12 protein-coding genes and 1 pseudogene are annotated in these 18,159 nt (G+C 60.7%); 11 read left to right on the top strand and 2 right to left on the bottom strand.

The window, feature by feature from the left end; translation table 11 throughout:
* Nucleotides 1-56 precede the first annotated feature (56 nt).
* The 6 genes from P8934_RS13970 (at nt 57) to P8934_RS13945 (ending at nt 11,098) form a co-directional block, all read left to right on the top strand.
* A complete protein-coding gene (locus P8934_RS13970) occupies nt 57-2,447 on the top strand; it encodes a DNA/RNA helicase domain-containing protein (RefSeq protein ID WP_278031590.1) in 2,391 nt (796 codons plus the stop codon).
* A gap of 107 nt (nt 2,448-2,554) precedes the next feature.
* The gene (locus tag P8934_RS13965) at nt 2,555-2,911 is read left to right on the top strand and encodes a nucleotide pyrophosphohydrolase (protein ID WP_278031589.1); all 357 of its coding nucleotides are present in this window, start codon (nt 2,555-2,557) and stop codon (nt 2,909-2,911) included.
* A 221-nt stretch (nt 2,912-3,132) separates the two neighbouring features.
* Nucleotides 3,133-3,894, top strand: a complete 762-nt coding sequence (locus tag P8934_RS13960; RefSeq protein WP_278031588.1) for a type IV toxin-antitoxin system AbiEi family antitoxin domain-containing protein — start codon at nt 3,133-3,135, stop codon at nt 3,892-3,894.
* A complete protein-coding gene (locus P8934_RS13955) occupies nt 3,884-4,804 on the top strand; it encodes a nucleotidyl transferase AbiEii/AbiGii toxin family protein (protein ID WP_278031587.1) in 921 nt (306 codons plus the stop codon). Before P8934_RS13960 ends, P8934_RS13955 begins: the two co-directional genes overlap by 11 nt.
* A 100-nt stretch (nt 4,805-4,904) precedes the next feature.
* Complete coding sequence (locus P8934_RS13950) at nt 4,905-5,156, top strand: hypothetical protein (protein WP_278031586.1); 252 nt, start codon at nt 4,905-4,907, stop codon at nt 5,154-5,156.
* Nucleotides 5,157-5,416: 260 nt separating this feature from the next.
* Nucleotides 5,417-11,098 (top strand): ATP-binding protein, encoded by a 5,682-nt coding sequence (locus P8934_RS13945; protein ID WP_278031585.1) that lies wholly within the window; start codon nt 5,417-5,419, stop codon nt 11,096-11,098.
* 427 nt (nt 11,099-11,525) lie between these two features.
* Here P8934_RS13945 and P8934_RS13940 read toward each other — a convergent pair whose 3' ends face one another.
* Both P8934_RS13940 and P8934_RS13935 read right to left on the bottom strand, forming a co-directional pair.
* Nucleotides 11,526-11,879, bottom strand: coding sequence for a hypothetical protein (locus tag P8934_RS13940; protein WP_278031584.1), 354 nt, complete (start codon nt 11,877-11,879; stop codon nt 11,526-11,528).
* Between the two features lie 259 nt (nt 11,880-12,138).
* Nucleotides 12,139-12,303, bottom strand: a pseudogene (locus P8934_RS13935) (tyrosine-type recombinase/integrase); the annotation flags it as partial.
* 401 nt (nt 12,304-12,704) lie between these two features.
* Between P8934_RS13935 and P8934_RS13930 the strand changes: the two are divergent.
* The 5 genes from P8934_RS13930 to P8934_RS13910 all read left to right on the top strand — a co-directional run bounded on the left by P8934_RS13930 (nt 12,705) and on the right by P8934_RS13910 (nt 17,930).
* Nucleotides 12,705-14,060 carry an aspartate aminotransferase family protein gene (locus tag P8934_RS13930; protein WP_278031583.1) on the top strand — a complete coding sequence of 452 codons (1,356 nt, stop codon included), beginning with the start codon at nt 12,705-12,707 and terminating at the stop codon, nt 14,058-14,060.
* A gap of 34 nt (nt 14,061-14,094) precedes the next feature.
* Complete coding sequence (locus P8934_RS13925; RefSeq protein WP_278031582.1) at nt 14,095-15,582, top strand: CoA-acylating methylmalonate-semialdehyde dehydrogenase; 1,488 nt, start codon at nt 14,095-14,097, stop codon at nt 15,580-15,582.
* A 77-nt stretch (nt 15,583-15,659) separates the two neighbouring features.
* Nucleotides 15,660-15,797: a hypothetical protein gene (locus tag P8934_RS13920; RefSeq protein ID WP_166644606.1), complete on the top strand. Its 138-nt coding sequence runs from the start codon at nt 15,660-15,662 to the stop codon at nt 15,795-15,797.
* 46 nt (nt 15,798-15,843) lie between these two features.
* Nucleotides 15,844-17,409 (top strand): sodium/proline symporter, encoded by a 1,566-nt coding sequence (locus P8934_RS13915; protein WP_278031581.1) that lies wholly within the window; start codon nt 15,844-15,846, stop codon nt 17,407-17,409.
* A complete protein-coding gene (locus P8934_RS13910) occupies nt 17,409-17,930 on the top strand; it encodes a hypothetical protein (protein WP_278031580.1) in 522 nt (173 codons plus the stop codon). Before P8934_RS13915 ends, P8934_RS13910 begins: the two co-directional genes overlap by 1 nt.
* The last annotated feature ends 229 nt before the right edge of the window (nt 17,931-18,159 follow it).

Below are 18,159 nucleotides of genomic sequence, written 5' to 3'. Positions count from 1 at the left end.
CAATACACCTACGCGAAAAATTCTGAGCGGCTGACTGAAAAGGGACTTTCAAGGACATGCTGGTCTACAACGCCACCAAGCAGCAGTTTATCGACGATGTGCGAGCCAACGTCATCACCGAGGCCATCGAGAACGAGGTGGCACGCAGGCTGAACCGAAACTCGCCGCGCAGTGAGGTGACGTCGTGGGAGAACTCCCTTCGCTTTATGATGAGCGTGCTGCTCGATGAGGGCATTCCCGCGTCGGCAGGCGTGGCCATCGAATACAACATTCCGCTGACCAATCGCCGCGTGGACTTCATCCTGACCGGCAAGAACCACCAGCGGGACGATGCCGCGGTCATCGTGGAACTGAAACAGTGGCAGTCCGTCGAGGTAACGAAGAAGGACGCCATCGTTCGTACCCAGCTAGGCGGCGGAGTACGCGAGACCAACCATCCGTCGTATCAGGCGTGGTCCTATGGCGCGCTGATCGAGGACTACAACGAGACGGTACGCTCCGAGTCGATCCGCCTGGTGCCCTGCGCCTACCTGCACAACATGAAGCAGGGGGACGCCATCAATGATCCCTTTTACGAGCACCACACGCGTCGTGCACCGGTCTTCATTTCGCAGGATGCCTTGAAGCTCTCGAAGTTTCTGAGCCAGCACATCAAGTACGGCGACAGCAACGACATCATGTATCGCATCGAGCATGGTGTGATCAAGCCGAGCAAGAACCTGGCGGATGCCCTGGCATCGATGATGCAAGGCAATGCCGAGTTCCTGATGATCGACGATCAGAAACTGGTCTATGAAACCGCCATCGATCTTGCGCATCGCGCAGGTAGCGGAAGCAAGCAGTGCCTGATCGTCAAGGGCGGGCCGGGTACCGGCAAGTCGGTGGTGGCCATCAACCTGCTGGTGGAGCTGACGAAGCGCGAGATGATGACGCAGTACGTGTCGCGCAACTCGGCCCCTCGTGAGGTATTCAAGAAGAAGCTGACCGGCACGCGCAAGAAGACCCACATCGACAACCTGTTCAAGGGCTCGGGCAGCTACGTCAACGCAGAGCCGGATACCTTCCATGCACTGATCGTCGACGAGGCGCACCGCCTGAACGAGAAGTCGGGCATGTATCAGAACCTGGGCGAGAGCCAGATCAAGGAGGTGATCGCCGCGTCACGCTTCTCGATCTTCTTCATCGATGAGGCGCAGCGTGTGACGCTGAAGGACGTGGGCACGGTCGAGGAGATCCGGCGGCGGGCGGCCGAGGGCGGCGCCGATGTCCACGAGCTCGAGCTGGCGTCGCAGTTTCGCTGCAACGGCTCGGATGGCTATCTGGCCTGGCTCGATCACGCCCTTCAGATTCGCACCACGGCCAACACTGACCTTGAGGACATCGACTACGACTTCCAGGTGTTCGATGACCCGAGTGCCATGCGCCGGGCGATTCTCGAAAAGAATCGCAAGGCCAACAAGGCACGCATGGTGGCGGGCTACTGCTGGCCCTGGGCCAGCAAGAAGGATAAGCACGCCATGGACATCGTGTTTCCCGAACATGGCTTCGCCGCCCAGTGGAACCTCGATGACGACGGCATGCTGTGGGCGATCGCAGATGGATCAGCAGAGCAGGTCGGCTGCATCCACACCTGCCAGGGGCTCGAGTTCGACTACGTTGGCGTCATCATCGGCGACGACTTCGTGATTCGTGACGGCCGCGTGGTGACGGACGCGGCCAAGCGAGCAGGGCAGGACCGCTCGGTGCATGGCTACAAGAAGATGCTCAAGGAGCAGCCTGAGAATGCCCGTGCCCTGGCGGACCAGATCATCAAGAACACCTATCGCACGCTGATGACGCGGGGACAGAAGGGCTGTTACCTCTATGCCACGGACCCCGAGACCCGAGAGTACTTCGCGGCCTTTGCTCGCTCGCAGACAGCCACCGAGCGAGAAGCCGCGTCTGAGGGTGCCGAGATGCTGGATGGCTTGCACCTACCCATCGCGACGCGTGACCAGGCAGCGCCGTTCGAGCGCCATGCACCCGTGTATGATTTGAGCATCGCCGCTGGCGAGTTTAGTGAGATGCAGATTGCCGACGCCGAGCACTGGGTCGAGCTACCGGATCATATACGTGTAAGCCCCGACCTTTTCGTCAGCCGGGTGGTGGGGGAGTCGATGAATCGGCGCATTCCCAATGGCGCCTGGTGCCTGTTCCGCGCGAACCCAGGTGGTACACGGCAAGGCAAGGTCGTCGTGGTGCAGCATCGCGCCATCGAGGACCCAGACCATGGCGGCAGCTTCACGGTGAAGCTGTATCAGAGCGAGAAGGTCGAGGAATACGGCGAGTTCGTGAACCAGCGCATCGTGCTCAAGCCCCAGACCAACGCCTTCGGCTACAAGGACATCGTGCTCGAGGACGAGCTGGAGGACCTGAAGGTCATCGGCGAATTCCTCTCCGTGCTGTGAGCGAGTGGGCGGCCGGATGGTCGCCTATGCCGATGCTGGCTGGATAGCGAGCGGCAGAGCAGGCATGCTCACCGCTATCCGATAGCGCAGAACCAGGTGAGCCCTAGATGTCAGACCCGTTCAAGCAGCTCCGTGACGCCATGGACCAGTTCGCCACCGAGCGCAACTGGGACCAGTTCCACTCGCCCAAGAACCTGGCCATGGCGCTGACGGTGGAGGCAGCTGAACTGCAGGAGTGCTTCCAGTGGCTGACCGAGGCGCAGTCCAGGGAGCTGGATGAGCAGCAACTGGCCGCCGTGCGCGATGAAATTGCCGATGTTCAGCTCTACTTGATCCGGCTGGCGGGCAAGCTGGACGTGGATATCGAAGCGGCATGCCGGGCGAAGATGGAGAAGAATGCGGAGAAATATCCCGCCGACCAAGTGAAGGGAAGTGCGAAAAAGTACACGCACTATCAGGAGTGACGTGATGTGTGGCCGCTTTGTCCCCTGCAGCGGCCTTCTCTGCCTGGCTTCGTCCCGCTAAATTTGGGATCAAGCAGGGGCGGAGACTCAGCCTCCGGTTTAATTTATGTCATAAAAGCGGCCTTGAATGGCGATTTTGGGCTTGAAGATAAACTAACGTGGTTTATTATTTACTCTAAAGACGGAATTTAAGGCCGCTTTTTTACGTGAAAATAAACCAATTGCTGCACAAGATCCCGTATGGCGCCGTCGTGACGACCGCTTGGCTGGCGTCACACGGCGTCACATCTGATCAGGCGCGTAAGCTTGCCAGCAGTGGCTGGCTGCAACGCGTGGGGCACGGCGCCTACTGCCAAGCGGGGGAGCCTCTTACCTGGGAGAGCGCTGTTTTCGCCCTGCAGGCGAGCGACGGCTCGGGGATGCCACCATTTTGGCCGGGTGGCCAGACGGCCCTGGCACTGCATGGCTTTGCCCACTATCTGCCCATGGGGGAGAGCACGACGCACCTGTATGGCAAGGAGGCCGCTCGGCTGCCCCGGTGGTTGAATGATGCCGAGTGGGCAGGGCGGACGGTGCTCCACTCTGAAAAGGGCCTGCCGGCGCAGCTTCCCGGCAGCTTCACGGACTACGCGCCAGATGGCAGGGCCTTCAGCTTGCAGATATCGACCCCAGAGCGAGCCGTCCTGGAGTGGATCGCCGTGACGCCGAATGAGTTGCTGTTCGGCAGCGAGCTGGTGGATACCTTCAGCGGGCTCAATACGCTGCGTCCGCGCCGGCTGCAGACATTGCTGGAGGGGTGCCGTTCGGTGAGAACCAAGCGTGCCTTCCTGGTGCTGGCTCGCCACGCCGGGCATCCCTGGTACGCTCGCCTGGAACCACGCCGACTGAATCTCGGCAAAGGCAAGCGGCAGCTCTGCCAAGGCGGCAAGCTGGACAGGGAATATCACGTGACGGTGCCGGAGGCGTTCCTGCATGCCGATTGAAGCTCGCTACCATGAACAGGTCAGTCTGTTAGTCTCGCTGCTGCCATTTCTCAATGACGAGCCGTGCTTCGCCCTCAAGGGAGGCACGGCCATCAACCTCTTCGTGCAGCCATTACCTCGTCTATCGGTCGACATCGACCTGGCCTACCTGCCGCTGGAGCCCCGTGAGGAAGCCCTGCGACGCTGTCGCGAGGCGCTGCAGCGACTGACAGAGACCTTCACTGCGCGGCTGCCAGGCGTACGAGCCGAGCTTCAGGATAATCGCCGAGACGAGCTGAGAATCCTGGTGCGCAGGGGGCGTAGCCAGGTGAAGGTGGAGGTATCGCCAGTACTGCGTGGCACTCTGCACCCGCCCCAGGAGCGCGATGTCGTGGAAGCCGTGGAAGACGATTACGGCTTTGCTGCGGTGCAGGTGGTGTCACTGCCGGACCTGTATGGCGGCAAGATCTGCGCCGCGCTGGATCGCCAGCACCCCCGGGACCTTTTCGATATGAAGCTGCTGCTGAACCAGGGCGGCCTGGATCGGAGCGTATTCGAAGGCTTCCTGCTCTATCTGCTGGGGCATCCTAGGCCCTTGAACGAAGTGATCAATCCGCGCTTTAAGCCACTGGAAGATGTCTACCGACAGGAGTTTGTCGGGATGGCCAGGGCCGATATCCCATTGCAGCAGTTGGAGGACGTCCGGCACGAACTTCTGGCGCGGCTGGGCCAACTGATGACGGATGAAGACGTTCGCTTCCTTCTGTCCTTCAAGCAGGGGGCGCCAGACTGGACGCTGCTTCCGCTGCCAGGCGTCAAACGGCTGCCTGCCGTGCGCTGGAAGCTCGCCAACATCCATAAGATGCACCCGGACAAGCATCGTCAATCACTGGAGCTGTTGGAGCAAGCCTTGGGCAGGCTTCGCGAATAACGGCTGGTGCCCTGATGGTTCAGCGGCCTAAGTAGACTTCTCCTCTTATCCCTGAAGCGCTAGGCTGTTACGCATAGTTACGCCAGGCTCAGGGGATGTCATGGCGAACAGCAGGGAAGCTCTGTTCCAGCGGGACATCATCGAAGCGATGACGACCCACGGTTGGATGGCCGGTACGGCCGGCGGCTACGGCCGTAAGGGGGAGTACGTCAGCGAGTTGGAGTTGACCCACTACCGCCTCACCAAGCGCGAGGAGAAGCGCCTGGTCCTGGAAGAAACCGAGGGCGACTACTTGCTAAATTTGGCACCTAACCAGGCGGTGTTGCTGGTATGGTTTATCGATGTGCTATGAACCAGCCATAGAGCGTGGTGTTGGTCAGACGAAGGTGACTGGAGCGTATGACGTCGAAGTCAAAGAACCCCGGTGCGGGTCTAGGGGATCCTTACTGGTATGAGTGGTCCGTAGGTCTGGAATACGTCCTCGACCTTCTGGATGCCCAGAAACAAGTCCTGACCGTCACGCTCTAGAAGTCCGGGCACAAGGGGCTGGACGATGTAGTAGTCGCATTCGCGGATGGCAAGAGCCGCTTCATTCAGGTCAAGCACACGCGAGTGTCCGATTCTCTGACCTTCGGGGATATGGTCGCCAGCGGAGACAGCGAAGACTCGCTGCTCAAGCACATGGCCGCGGGCTGGGTTGCTGCCGGGGAACCTGCCGAGGTCTGGCTCCTCACCAATCGACAAGCTGGTACCCAGAAGCATACCCCAAAGGGGGCCGGTTCGATCACAAGGCCCTCACTAGCTGACTTCATTACGTGGATGAGCGCCGAGTCGAAGAGAGCAGCCACGCTGTCGGCCATGAAGGTAAAGCCGGAGTGGAAAGGGGCTTGGGATAATCTGTGGCTGCCTCAGCTCGAAGATATCAAGACCGATGCGAAGAAGCTGGCTTTTCTCAAGGCACTGGAAGTACGGCATTCTGAGCCGGAACTGCCTGAGGTGCGGAGGCGACTACTTGAGCGCATCGAGAAGCTTTTCGCCCTCAAGCCAGCCGTGTGTGACGGACTACTCGCGCGTCTCGACAGTGCACTCCGGATATGGGCGACGTCTGATCGTGGGGAAGCCGAGGCCATCACGAAGGAGGCTGCGTACGAGAAGCTTTGCTTGGAAGAAGACACCATCGTGGGCGACCACGATTTTCCACCGCCGGCACCTTTCTTCCCCTCTAGGATACCGGCTGTGGATGACGTGGTGGAGCTACTCCGGAAGCGAGACACTCCGGTCGTCTTCGTTTCCGGTGAGCCCGGCAGTGGCAAGACAGCGCTTCTGAGCCACTTGGCAAACCGGCGAGATCCTGTCATTGACGCGCGCTTCCACGCCTATCGTCCCATTACACCCGAGAACCAACTTCTGCCAGCGGACTCTGAGGTCACCAAGCCCCGAAGTCTCTGGTCGGACCTTCTGATCAAACTGCGCCCGCTAGCGCGAGGTCGCCTCTTCGAGCTTCAAGTGCCTGTCCATGCAGGATCGCTATCGGTCGAGGAACTTCGCGCACATGTTCTCCGAATCGCGAATATGCTCGGAGAGGCTGAGGGACGGCCCTTCGTGATTGCTGTCGACGGCATTGATCATGCTGCACGCGCTGGTGAAGGCCCGGATACTTTCCTCGCGTCGCTAGTTCCGCCGGACCAAATACCAGAACACGTCACTTTTCTCATCGGCGGGCAGCCAAGTGAAGCCTATCTACGACAGTACCCTGATTGGCTGAGGCATGGCGCCGCCGGTGTAGAGATGTACCGGCTCCCTCGTCTCGGGTTGGATGACGTACGGGCGTTGATTGGTGCGCGCTTGAACGTCAACAGCGACTTGGCCAACGCGGTGGCTCGGGACATTCATACCGCGTGTGAAGGGCATACGCTTTCGACGGTGTTCGCTGTGGAAGAAGCTCGATTGCTTGGCGATGAAATTGATGGTCTTTCATCGCTTCTTGCCAATCGCCGACTTACCTCAGGTGTCGAGGGCTACTACAAGGCAATTTGGTTGGCCACCACACGGGAATTCGTTAATGCATCTGCATTGCGCCTTGCAGCTTGTCTGACGCTCGCGAGGTCCCGCACGACCCCCAAGATGCTCCGCGCTGTCGTAGACCCCGACGGCACGATGCCGGTGAACTGGATGGACGTGCTCCGAGCATTGCGCCCGCTGGTGGTCGAGGAGTCGCAAGGCTTCCGCGTGTTCCATAACGACTTCCGGGTATTTCTGCATGGGGTTCTACGAGGAGACCCTGACACCTACAGGGAATCCGCGTCGCTCCTGGGTGACTTTCTTCGAGACGGGGATGATCCACTCGCGCGACATGCCGCTGTTCAGGCGTTATACGGGATTGCGGAACGTCCTCGCGACCAAGCATCGGTCTTTGAGCCGAGCTGGGTCCTAGAAGGACATGCTATAGGCCGAGGGCTCGACATCCTGACCGAGCAGGCCGTGACCGCTGCAGAGGCGCTCGCGGCCATCAAGCCAGACTGGTCGTTGGCTCATCAGGTTGCTGCCGGTCTCAAGACGCTTGAACAGCTCCGAGCGTCATTGCAGTGGCGGGATGGCCGAGAAGACATAGACTCAGCACCGTCCGGAGCGATCTCTCCCCGCGGAGTCGAGAGAGCCGTCCCAGCGAAGCCCGACTGGATTCACGATCGCGTGGTGGCTGCGATAAATGACGTACTAGAGCTTTGTGACCTTGGGGAAACGGAACGAGCTCGCGCCGCGTTCGAGAGATGGTTTGCCGGCTTGAGCCCGAAGGAGATCGCGGACTCTGCTCGGTTTGGAGCGGGTACGCACGAGCACCAACAGCAAGACGCCGCCCGTTCGCTTCTTGCTGGCCTCGGACGTGCTAGCGCCGCCACAACCACACTTCTAGAGTGCAGCCAGGGGACAGGGTGGGAGAGCGCGGAAGCGTCGTATGCTCAGGGCCTTCTCGACTCTGCCGATGGTTTCGCGGTTCGAGACCAAGACTTTGCAGAAGTTCTGCATCGTATCCAGCAGTGCTATCTGATTGATGTTGAGAAGCTACTGTGGAGGCTCATAGACAGCCGCGAGTGGTGTCGATGCGGCCTTGTGCTCCAGGCGATGAGTCCGCAGGACTGCCACCCTTGGTATTTACGCGTTTCGGGCGCCGTCGCAGCGGCAATCCTCGGTGACGGAGATCTTCAGGAGCGGTGGACGAAGCCAGTTCTCGCCGACCGGAGTAGCGCGATCGCCGCTTCCATAGAACACGTCGGAACAGGACTTGACGAACCGAGCCAGATCACGGTGATGGTAAGATTGGCGGTTCTATTTGGCATCACAGACCCGAACAGGCACGCGAGCGGACTGCGAGAGGAAATAGAGAAGGTCTACCACGCGCGCGATCGACGGGATGAACGGCATGACGCTGGTGTCAAAGAACTTCTCCATGCAGCAGCTCTTCTGGGCTCCCTCATCCGAACTACTCGTGAGGACCTGACGCCCGCGATCCATTGCGATCCAGCTACGGTGGCCCGCACCGTCAATATCCTGCTGACTGCAGTGGATAGGCATCCCTACCGTATACCGTTTGGCTATCCCCAGATCGCTGCGTTGATCGTGAAGGGGATTCTCGATTGCGCGAGCGGACATAGCGAACTGACTCGGGCGATCTGCGTGCCTCTTCTTGACCGAATAGCAGAGCGCAGGACGTTGGGGCCGATGCTCACGCCTGTTTGGCGCTTCCTCGCACAGGCGACTCATCGGCAAGAACTCCTCTCGTATGCTGACGCCTGGGTAGGCTCGCACGGGGTCGCCTGGACGTTGCCCCCCGCGGAGCGACACCAGTTCGTCACTGAGTTCGCGAGCCTCCTCCAGGAGATCGGCGAAAACGAAGCGGCCGAGCCGGCGCTCATCCGACTTCCCTGGGCGAATATCGGATATACGGGGCACAAGGACTACTCCCTGAGCCAGGCTCTTGCTTGGTTCCGTGAAGCTGCTGCGGTGAACGCGCGTGCTTGGGAAGATCAGGGACTGCGGCTCTTTTCACTTTCGCGAGAAGCCACGCGAACAGGAGACAATCGAGTCGGCGGAGCAATAGAGACGGCGGTGTTGAGCGCTGCTTGTGTGGACGGGCCGTCAGCCATCGCGCGTATCGCGCTCACTACCGAGACGGCATTGGAGGTTGGCGATGATGCGCTTGTCTATGCCCTCTTGCGAATGGTTGAGACCGAGCCCCTCCAGAGCTCCGAACTGCTTTCAATCTGGGCCTTCTGTATCGGCCAGCTCTGCTGGCGGGTCCATGCCGACCGACAGGTGCTGGCAGACGCACGGGATGCACTGCTTGCTGCAGCACAACGAGGTGGCATCGGTCACTTCGACCGCGATCTCCGACTGATGGGGGCGGCCGAGTTTGCCTGTCAGCGGGATCCGGACACTACTTCATCGCCAATCGAGCGCGACACCCCTGACTACTCATCCCTCAAGCCTGTCGACGCTATTACCCTGGCTCCGGCACACCAAGACTGGAAGCAGGTGGCCGCCAGCCTCGACGATGCGAAAGCGGAGGGGGGGGGCTCGTACGCTGAGTGCATCAAGGAGGCGTGGGCCGCGCTGGAGCGACGCGAGGAGCAGATCTGGTGGTTCGATGGGGCGAGCGATGCGTACGAGCACCTCTTCCCCTTGGTGACCCCGGAGCAGCGTTGGGACGCGGTCCGCCGTGCCGTGTTGGCCGACCATTTCCTTTCCCCGGAAGCGCGAATCAATACCATCCAGGAGAACCTGGACGCAATGTGCCTGCTCGTAGCGTCTCACGCTGGTCAGGAAGAACTCTTTGACGGTGCCAACAGGCTGCTTGATATGCACACGCTCTGGATTGAAGGGGGCGGCCGTCTTCCACCGCTCTCTCCAATCCCGGTCGACGCTTCTTCTGATCTGGCTACATGGCCGGAGGTTTTGCTGGCCAACCTTCTGCGCTCGCTGGAGTTCGACGAGCAGACGTATGCGCAGGGGGCCCTGCGGGGTGTCTTTGGCATGCTGAGGAGCACCCCCACCCTACTGAACCAACTCGTCGAGCGAGCTTCGGATTCCCACGACCATGTCGCACAAAGGCTGTTGCTCATAGCGGAGGCCGTCGTCGCGGAAGCACAAGGTGAATCGCTCAACGAGTGCTTGGCACGGTTGATGGCTGAGGCTCCACGCCTTGACACAGCGCTCAGCGCTTGGGGCGCTCTTCTAGTTGCAGCGAGGACAGCCCGAGGCGCCGATCCCTCCTGGCCGAAGCCAACCGAGAATCCTCCCTTCGTGATCGCTTCATCGGCGCCCCTGATTTCTGGGCCCTCCTCGCGGACTGGGCTGCATACGAGCGCTGGGAGGCCGAGCCTGAGCTTCCTCTCGTTCCTAAGAACCGCATGCGATGAGAGCCTGAAGGATGTCGAGTCGGACTTCGCATCTTCCGTCCGCAACGATCCTCCATCGCCCAGCCGATCCCGCAGACGGGCGAGGGGGAGCGGCGACTATGTGCTAAATCCGAAAGATGAGGCTGAGAATGCCCGCCTATTCGAGGTCCTCAGGAAGCACGACCGCCAAGGCCGATTCTCCGATGTAGATGTCGCGCGGCTGTCGCAGGCGCTCGCTCCTGCCGCCGACCCCTTCGTTTTCCTGCGAACACCGGCTCCCCACACCCAAGCATGTGGCTGGCCCATCGATGACGACTTGGATGAATGGGTGTCCGAGCCGCCAGAGAAGCTGGCGTATGAGCTTGCCGCCCTTCTGTCTTCCGATCTACCAGATAACATCCGTGTCCTAGGCGGAAGCGTAACGAGCTACTCCAGAGAGTGGGACGTCAAGGTTCACATGCATCACCGCCTGCCCAGCAGCTTAGCGGGAGACCGCGAACCGCCGCGGGTACTGAATGCTCGCACTTCACTAATGCTCCAGGACTTCGATGTTATCTTCGGGCCGGGTTCTGACGATGGCTGGCTGACGTGGGGGGTGTATGGTCTGTTTCCTTTCGTCGATGGATTAGTCGATGTCTTTCCTAGCCCTAAGTGGCGCCAGTTGGGATGGCAGCCCTCTCCCTCAGACCCAACCCGTTGGCTCCGAGAAGGAGTAATCGTCGCTTGGCATGAACGATTGCTGGGTCCCGTGCGGAGGGTCTATGGAGGTGATCTAATCTACCGGCATCCCGTCCTCACGCGGTGGGTCTGCACTTCTGACGAATGGAGCCGATTATGCGACGAACTCGGTGAGCCGGAGCCTTGCTACTATCCGGCGCGGGCCCGATGCGACCATCACTAGCGGTTAAATTGAAGAATGCTCACAAGCCGTGAACAGACAGCATGCCTTTGAAAAAGTAATCTTGCGCCCCCCATAAGTATGCTGTTCGAAAGAGGGGAGGCTCGAAAGCGGTACACCACTGGTACACACACCAGCTTCCTGTGCTGTCTTCAACCTTCGCTAAGCTACTGATTCTAAGGAATTGTACCTTTCGCTCGATTACGGTCGTTTTTCCTTTTTTGTCAGTAACTTATTGTTTTAAAGGAGAACTCATAATCCCTTGGTCGCAGGTTCGAGTCCTGCTGGGCCCACCAGAATTCAAGCATTTACGCTTGCTTTCCACCCTCCTGGCGCTGTAGCTCACTGTACCTGTCCACATTGTGTCCATCCGGAGCCCTGGCAGGCTTTCCAACGAGCACGATGAACATCGGGATGCTTACACATACATTCAATAAGGGTTAAGAACTTCTACTCCAGAGTTTTGAAGATCCTCAATCCTTTTTCCTATGTCCTCATGATCGTAAAAAGCTTCTTCAGGTTTAGAAAAAAGAAGGTTTCTGAATTTTATGGTAATGTGGCTCCCTCTAGTTTCAGAACCTTCATACTTCCATTCGCTCCCTAATCTGCTAACTTCCTTTAAGGTTCCTGCTGGAGCCACAGATAGCGAGGTGGTGTTGGAGCCAGTATTTTTCACATCAACCTTCAAGTTGACGGTTATTTCAGAAGGGACTAACCCGAAGGTGGTGTCTCTATTGCTGCGTCTGTCTTCTAACTCATTCAGTCCATTGGCAATTTGTTTCATTGCATCCTCGAATGAAACACCCTCGACTTTTTCTTGAGGGACATGGACGCATCCTTGAAAAAAAAGTATCAGAATAAGAGGTATGAGGACTCTGCACGAATACATGGCTTGCCTCCTGTCCCTTCTCTTGTTTTTCATAAATCCCAGCCTGGCCTTGTATTTCAAAGACTTAAGGTCTGAGCGGTTGTTGGCTTGTGCCAATTTAAAATTAGACTACTAGGTGAGATTTGGAAACTCTCTGAAGCTGCTAGGAAAGTGTTTAGGTTCTCCCAGGGGAGGGCGCGAACTGAACCGCTTCGCTTAGGTGATCCGGAGACAGGTGGGCATAGCGCATGGTCATCTGAATGGACTGGTGGCCCAGGATCTTCTGGAGCGTCAGCAGGTTCCCACCATTCATCATGAAGTGGCTGGCGAAGGTGATCTTGCCCACGAACAGTGGACACCACCGCCCTGACGCTCCAGGCCCATTCCCGCCCCCCACGACTGCCACCCTGCTGTTGCCGTGCCAGCCTTCGCCGCTCGCTACGTCAGGGCCACTGGACTCCAACCCCTGCATGGCTCACCCCGGTGGCAGCGCTCCCTTTCATCTGGCGCGTGCTGTCCAGCAACTGACGGCGTGAGACACCCGCTGCATACCCCCGCCAGCTGTGCCCCTCGTCCTTAGCCAAAGCCTCCATTCGTGGCGTGGATTCTTCCGAACGGATACACGCTTTGCGATACGTTCGTTTTTCCTCACGCGAACGACAGTAAATCATGATTTTTATTGACTAACGGGAGAGCCATGCTGCTGGCGTTGTTAGCAAAAACTTCAACAAGGACAACGCCATGAACTCAGCCTCATTCGGGCATGCTGCTTCCGCAGCGCCGGTTCGCGAGACGGCGCTCAACCGACACTACTGGATGCCATTCAGCGCCAACCGGGACTTCCACGCCCATCCGCGGGTGATCACCGGCGCCGAGGGGCGCTACTTCATCGACGAACATGGTCGTCGGCTGTTCGACTCGCTCTCCGGGCTGTGGACCTGCGGTGCCGGGCACAACCGCGAGGAGATCCAGCGGGCAGTGGCGCGTCAGCTGGGCAGCCTGGACTTTGCGCCGGGCTTCCAGGTGGCACATCCGCTGGCCTTCCAACTGGCCGAGAGGATTTCCCGTCTCACGCCCGCCAGCCTGGATCATGTGTTCTTCACCGACTCCGGTTCCGAGTCGGCGGATACCGCGGTGAAGATGGCCAAAGCTTACTGGCGGGCAAAGGGTCGACCGGAGAAGACCCGCCTGATCGGTCGCGCCAAGGGCTATCACGGCGTCAACGTGGGCGGCACCAGCCTCGGCGGCATCGGCGCCAATCGTAAGCACTACGGCCAGCTGATGGACGTGACCCATCTGCCGCACACCTTGCAGCCGCATCTCGCCTTCACCCGGGGTCAGGCCGAGAGTGGGGCCGAGCTTGCCGATGCGTTGCTCGACCAGATCGCGCTGCACGACGCCTCAAACATCGCGGCGGTCATCGTCGAGCCGATGTCCGGCTCCGCCGGGGTGATCGTACCCCCCAAGGGATACCTGGAGTGCCTGCGCCAGATCTGCAGCGCCCACGATATCCTGCTGATCTTCGACGAGGTTATCACCGCCTTCGGCCGCAGCGGGGCGCGCACGGGTGCCGAGGCCTTCGGGGTGGTGCCCGACATGATGACCGTGGCCAAGCAGCTCACCAACGGCGCGGTGCCCATGGGCGCGGTGATTGCTTCCGGCGAGATCTACGACACCTTCATGCACGCCGATGGCCCGCTGCACGCCATCGAATTTCCCCACGGCTACACCTACAGCGCCCACCCGGTGGCCTGTGCCGCGGGACTGGCGGCGCTTGACCTCTTCGAGCGCGAGGACTTCCCGGCTCAGGTTCGCGCCATTGCCCCCGCCTTCGAGACCAAGCTGCATGCCCTCAAGGGGTGCCCTCATGTGGCGGATATACGTAACCACGGTCTCGCCGGGGCAATACAGCTCGCCCCGCGGGATGGCGACCCCACGGTGCGCCCGCGCGATGCCCATCTGGCGCTGTGGGAGGCGGGATTCTACGTGCGCTACGGCGGCGACACCCTGCAGTTCGGCCCTCCATTCGGCACGACCGAGGCCGAGCTGGAGCGGCTCTTCGATGCGGTGGCCGAGGTACTCGACCGCCTCGCCTGACCCCTGACAACCGAATCCAACCTGGAGACATGACATGGCACAACTCTCACACCTGATCAATGGCGAGGCGGTGGGCAGCGAGCGCACTCTGCCGGTGACAAACCCCTCGACCGGCGCCGTCGCTCGTCAGGTCGCCGACGCTGATGCCGCCACCACCCGACAGGCGGTGGCTGCGGCGCAGGCTGCATTCCCTGCCTGGCGCGACACCCCGCCCGCCAAGCGCGCCCAGGTGATGTATCGCTTCAAGCAGCTGCTGGAAGCCAATGCCGAGCGTATCGTGCAGTTGGTCAGCGAAGAGCACGGCAAGACCGTGGAAGACGCCATGGGCGAGCTCAAGCGTGGGATCGAAAACGTGGAGTACGCGTGCGGCGTGCCCGAGCTGCTCAAGGGCGAGTATTCCCACAACACCGGGCCGGGCATCGATGCCTGGTCCAACCACCAGCCGCTGGGCGTGGTGGCCGGCATCACGCCGTTCAACTTCCCCGCCATGGTGCCGCTGTGGATGTACCCGATGGCCATCGCCTGCGGCAACACCTTCGTGCTCAAGCCTTCCGAGAAGGATCCTGCGTCGGCCATGGCCGTGGCCGAGCTGCTGATGGAAGCCGGCCTGCCCAAGGGTGTGATGAACGTGGTGCATGGCGGGCGCGAAGCCGTCGAGACGCTGCTGGAGGCCCCGGAGGTCAAGGCCATCTCCTTTGTGGGCTCGACGCCGGTAGCGGAAGCGATCTATGCCCGCGGCTGTGCCAACGGCAAACGCGTTCAGGCACTGGGCGGGGCCAAGAACCACGCCGTGGTGCTGCCGGATGCCGATCTCGACAATGCGGCCAACACCCTGATGGGGGCCGCCTATGGCAGTGCCGGTGAGCGCTGCATGGCCATCTCGGTGGCGGTGTGCGTTGGCGACAGCACCGCTGATCGTCTGGTCGAGTCGCTCAAGGGCAAGATCGACGAGCTGAAGATCGGCGCTGGCAATACGAAAGGGCTCGACATGGGGCCGCTGGTCACCGCCGAGCATCGCGACAAGGTACTGGGCTATATCGAGGACGGCGTGACCGCTGGGGCATCACTGGTCGCTGACGGTCGTGGCTTGAAAATACCGGGTTTCGAGGACGGTTACTTCGTTGGTGGCTGCTTGTTCGATCACGTGACACCGGAGATGCGGATCTATCAGGAAGAGATCTTCGGGCCGGTGCTGTGCGTGGTTCGCGTCAACAGCCTCGATGACGCCATGCAGCTGATCAACGACCACGAATACGGCAATGGCACCTGCCTGTTCACGCGGGATGGCGAGGCCGCTCGCCGCTTCACCGACGGCATCGAGGTTGGCATGGTCGGCGTGAACGTGCCGCTGCCGGTGCCCGTGGCCTACCACAGCTTCGGTGGCTGGAAGCGTTCGCTGTTCGGGGACCTGCATGCCTACGGGCCCGATGCGGTGCGCTTCTACACCCGCCGCAAGGCGGTATCCCAGCGCTGGCCGTCGCCGTACGAGTCAACCCAGGCCGAGTTCAACTTCCCCTCCTGAAGGGAACGCCGGGCAGGGTGGTCGCACCCTGCCTTTCCGAGTCTTCGCCAACAACACGACAACCAAGGAGAAGCGCGATGTTTGGATTGCCCACTGCCACCACCTGGCTCGTGATCGGGGTGCCCATCTTCTGGGTGCTCTACACGCTTGGCTTTCTCTGGGTGACCCGGGACTGGCCGGGTCTCAAGCGTGACGAGTCCAACAGCCGCGGATAAGGCGCGTCGTTTCTGATCCGACAATGACAATACAAGGAGACAAGTCATGGATCCCACAGTGCTGCTGTTCCTGGGCCTGTACTTTCTGGCCATGCTGGCGGTCGGGGTGATCGCCATGCGCCGTGGCGGGGCCAGCTCCATGGAGGGCTACTACCTGAGTGGCCGCAACGTGGGGCCGCTGGTCACGGCCATGACCATGCAGTCCACATCGATGAGTGGCTACATGTTCCTGGGGGCCGGCTCCCTCGGCTACACCCAGGGCTACTATGGCTTCTGGTATGCCGCGGGCGATATCGGCGGTGGGGTGGTCAACCTCTCCGTCCTCGGTCGCCGCATGCGGAAGCTTTCCCAGATCATGGGCGCGCTGACCTCGATCGAGTATCTGGAAAAGCGCTATCCCAGCAAGTGGATTCGGCTGTTCTCGGCCATTCTCTCCGTGGTGTTGCTGGGGGCATACGTGCTGGCCCAGTTCATCGCCGGCGGCAAGGGCCTCGAGCTCGTCACGGGATTGCCCTATGAAGTCGCGCTGAGTATCGCGGTGCTGGTTATCCTCGCCTACACCCTGATGGGGGGCTACGGGGCGGTCGCTTACACCGACCTGGTGCAGAGTTTCGTGATGCTGGTGGGGATCGTATGGATCCTGGCCGCGACGCTTGAGCACGTGGGGGGCTTCACCGCGGCCAACGAGGCCATCGGGAACCTGGATCCCACGATGCTCTCCGTGTGGGGCAAGGATCTGGCCTACGAGGGGCAATGGGGCATCGTCATCGGGGCGGTATTGATCTTCTCCATCGGGTACATGGGCTGGCCGCACGTGGTGACGCGTCACATGGCGATGCGCAACCCCTTCCATGCCCGGCGGGCCGGCGTCTACTCCACGCTGTGGAATCTGGTCTTCGTCAGTGCCCCATATATCCTGGGTGTGCTGGCCATCCTGGTGCTGCCCGACCTGGACGATCCGGAGCAGGCGATCTTCGCGCTGGCGCAGAACCTGCTGCCGTCCGCGGTCGTCGGCATCGTCATGGCCGCCATCATGGCCGCCATCATGTCCACGGCGGATTCCATCCTGCTGCAGACCGGTAGCATCGCTGCCCGGGACCTCTATGAACGGTTCATCAATCCGGACATGGAGGAAAAGCAGATGGTGCGGGTATCGCAGATCATCGTGCTGGCCGTGGGGCTGGTGTGTGGCTTCATTGCCCTGTTCGAGCCGCCTGCGGTATTCGCGGTGGTGGTGTTCACGACGTCCGTGCTGGGTAGCGCCTTTCTCCCGGCCTACGTGGCGGCAGTATGGTGGAAGAAGGCCAACACGCCCGGGGCACTGTCGTCCATTATCGTTGGCAGTAGCGTGGCCTTCGTCTGGCAGTACTTCGGTCTCGATGGCGTGACCGAGATCCACCCCATGCTGGCGGGTGTGGTGCTGTCCTCCTTGACCATGGTCGTGGTCAGCCTGGCAACCCAGGCGACTCACCCCGTGCCGACGCACATCCTGCAGGCCATCGACGAGACAGCGGAGCTTCGGCCACTGCCGAACCGCATGAAATCGCAGCAGGACTTCTCGCTGTCCCACGAGGCCTATAGCCTCAAGCTGTCATCCAGTGGGGGAGCGTAATGGCAGGCAGCGAACAGATCACTGCCGTAACCGAGGAGAAGGAGGCCTGGCTGGATGCCAGGCTTCCCCTTGAAGGGCTCGCAGAGCGTGTGCAGCAGATCGACAGGGGCTTTTCGATCCAGGACGTCAAACCCATTGGGTTTCCCTATCTGCTGTGCTCTTTCGGCTGGGAATACCGCAAGTTCCTGCACCAGCGCCGCGAGATCATGCACTGCTGCGTGGATCGCTGCCAGGGCGTGAGCACGACCATCGAGTCGGTAGTGCTGGGGGAGGCGCTGGAGGGGGCGTATCTGCCAGCGCCGACGCTGGATGATGCGTCGCTGGAGCGTCACGCCAAGCGCCATGTGATGCAGTCACGTCGACACGGGCTGAAACGCCGCGACTCCGCCAAGGTGGTCATCGAGAAGGTGCTGCATCTGCGCAAACCGCTATGGGAGGTCAGTGCGCACCACCCGCAGTACGGGGATCATTCACTGCTGCTGGATGGTGTCACCGGTGGCCACCTTTTCTTGAACCATTGACGTTCCCAACCTTGACCTGATGTCTGACAGCTCTTGGTCGTTGGTTTGGAGCTTGGCCACCGCGCTGACGCGCCGGGGCAGACCCTTGGCCCGCACGGCTGACGCCATGCTGCAGTAGTGCCGACCCTCACAGCTCGCGCCGACCTTGGAACACGCCGCGCCCAACCCCCGGCCCGGCGTGTCCGCGCCGGCACGTCGCTGGTGCAGTGCATGTAGCGACCTGGTCCCT

Origin of the sequence: Halomonas sp. CKK8, from assembly GCF_029625235.1 — a bacterium.
In the GTDB taxonomy this organism is placed as follows: Bacteria; Pseudomonadota; Gammaproteobacteria; order Pseudomonadales; family Halomonadaceae; genus Halomonas; species Halomonas ventosae.
The sequence above is the reverse complement of the archived record's forward strand: the minus strand, read 5'-3'. Positions and strand labels throughout refer to the sequence as shown.

Excerpts from the sequence above, each read along its gene's own strand:
- P8934_RS13940 (WP_278031584.1), bottom strand. The coding sequence starts at position 11,879 with ATGAAACAAATTGCCAATGGACTGAATGAGTTAGAAGACAGACGCAGC.
- P8934_RS13930 (WP_278031583.1), top strand. The coding sequence starts at position 12,705 with ATGAACTCAGCCTCATTCGGGCATGCTGCTTCCGCAGCGCCGGTTCGC.
- P8934_RS13910 (WP_278031580.1), top strand. The coding sequence starts at position 17,409 with ATGGCAGGCAGCGAACAGATCACTGCCGTAACCGAGGAGAAGGAGGCC.
- P8934_RS13920 (WP_166644606.1), top strand. The coding sequence starts at position 15,660 with ATGTTTGGATTGCCCACTGCCACCACCTGGCTCGTGATCGGGGTGCCC.
- P8934_RS13925 (WP_278031582.1), top strand. The coding sequence starts at position 14,095 with ATGGCACAACTCTCACACCTGATCAATGGCGAGGCGGTGGGCAGCGAG.
- P8934_RS13915 (WP_278031581.1), top strand. The coding sequence starts at position 15,844 with ATGGATCCCACAGTGCTGCTGTTCCTGGGCCTGTACTTTCTGGCCATG.
- P8934_RS13955 (WP_278031587.1), top strand. The coding sequence starts at position 3,884 with ATGCCGATTGAAGCTCGCTACCATGAACAGGTCAGTCTGTTAGTCTCG.
- P8934_RS13950 (WP_278031586.1), top strand. The coding sequence starts at position 4,905 with ATGGCGAACAGCAGGGAAGCTCTGTTCCAGCGGGACATCATCGAAGCG.
- P8934_RS13970 (WP_278031590.1), top strand. The coding sequence starts at position 57 with ATGCTGGTCTACAACGCCACCAAGCAGCAGTTTATCGACGATGTGCGA.
- P8934_RS13965 (WP_278031589.1), top strand. The coding sequence starts at position 2,555 with ATGTCAGACCCGTTCAAGCAGCTCCGTGACGCCATGGACCAGTTCGCC.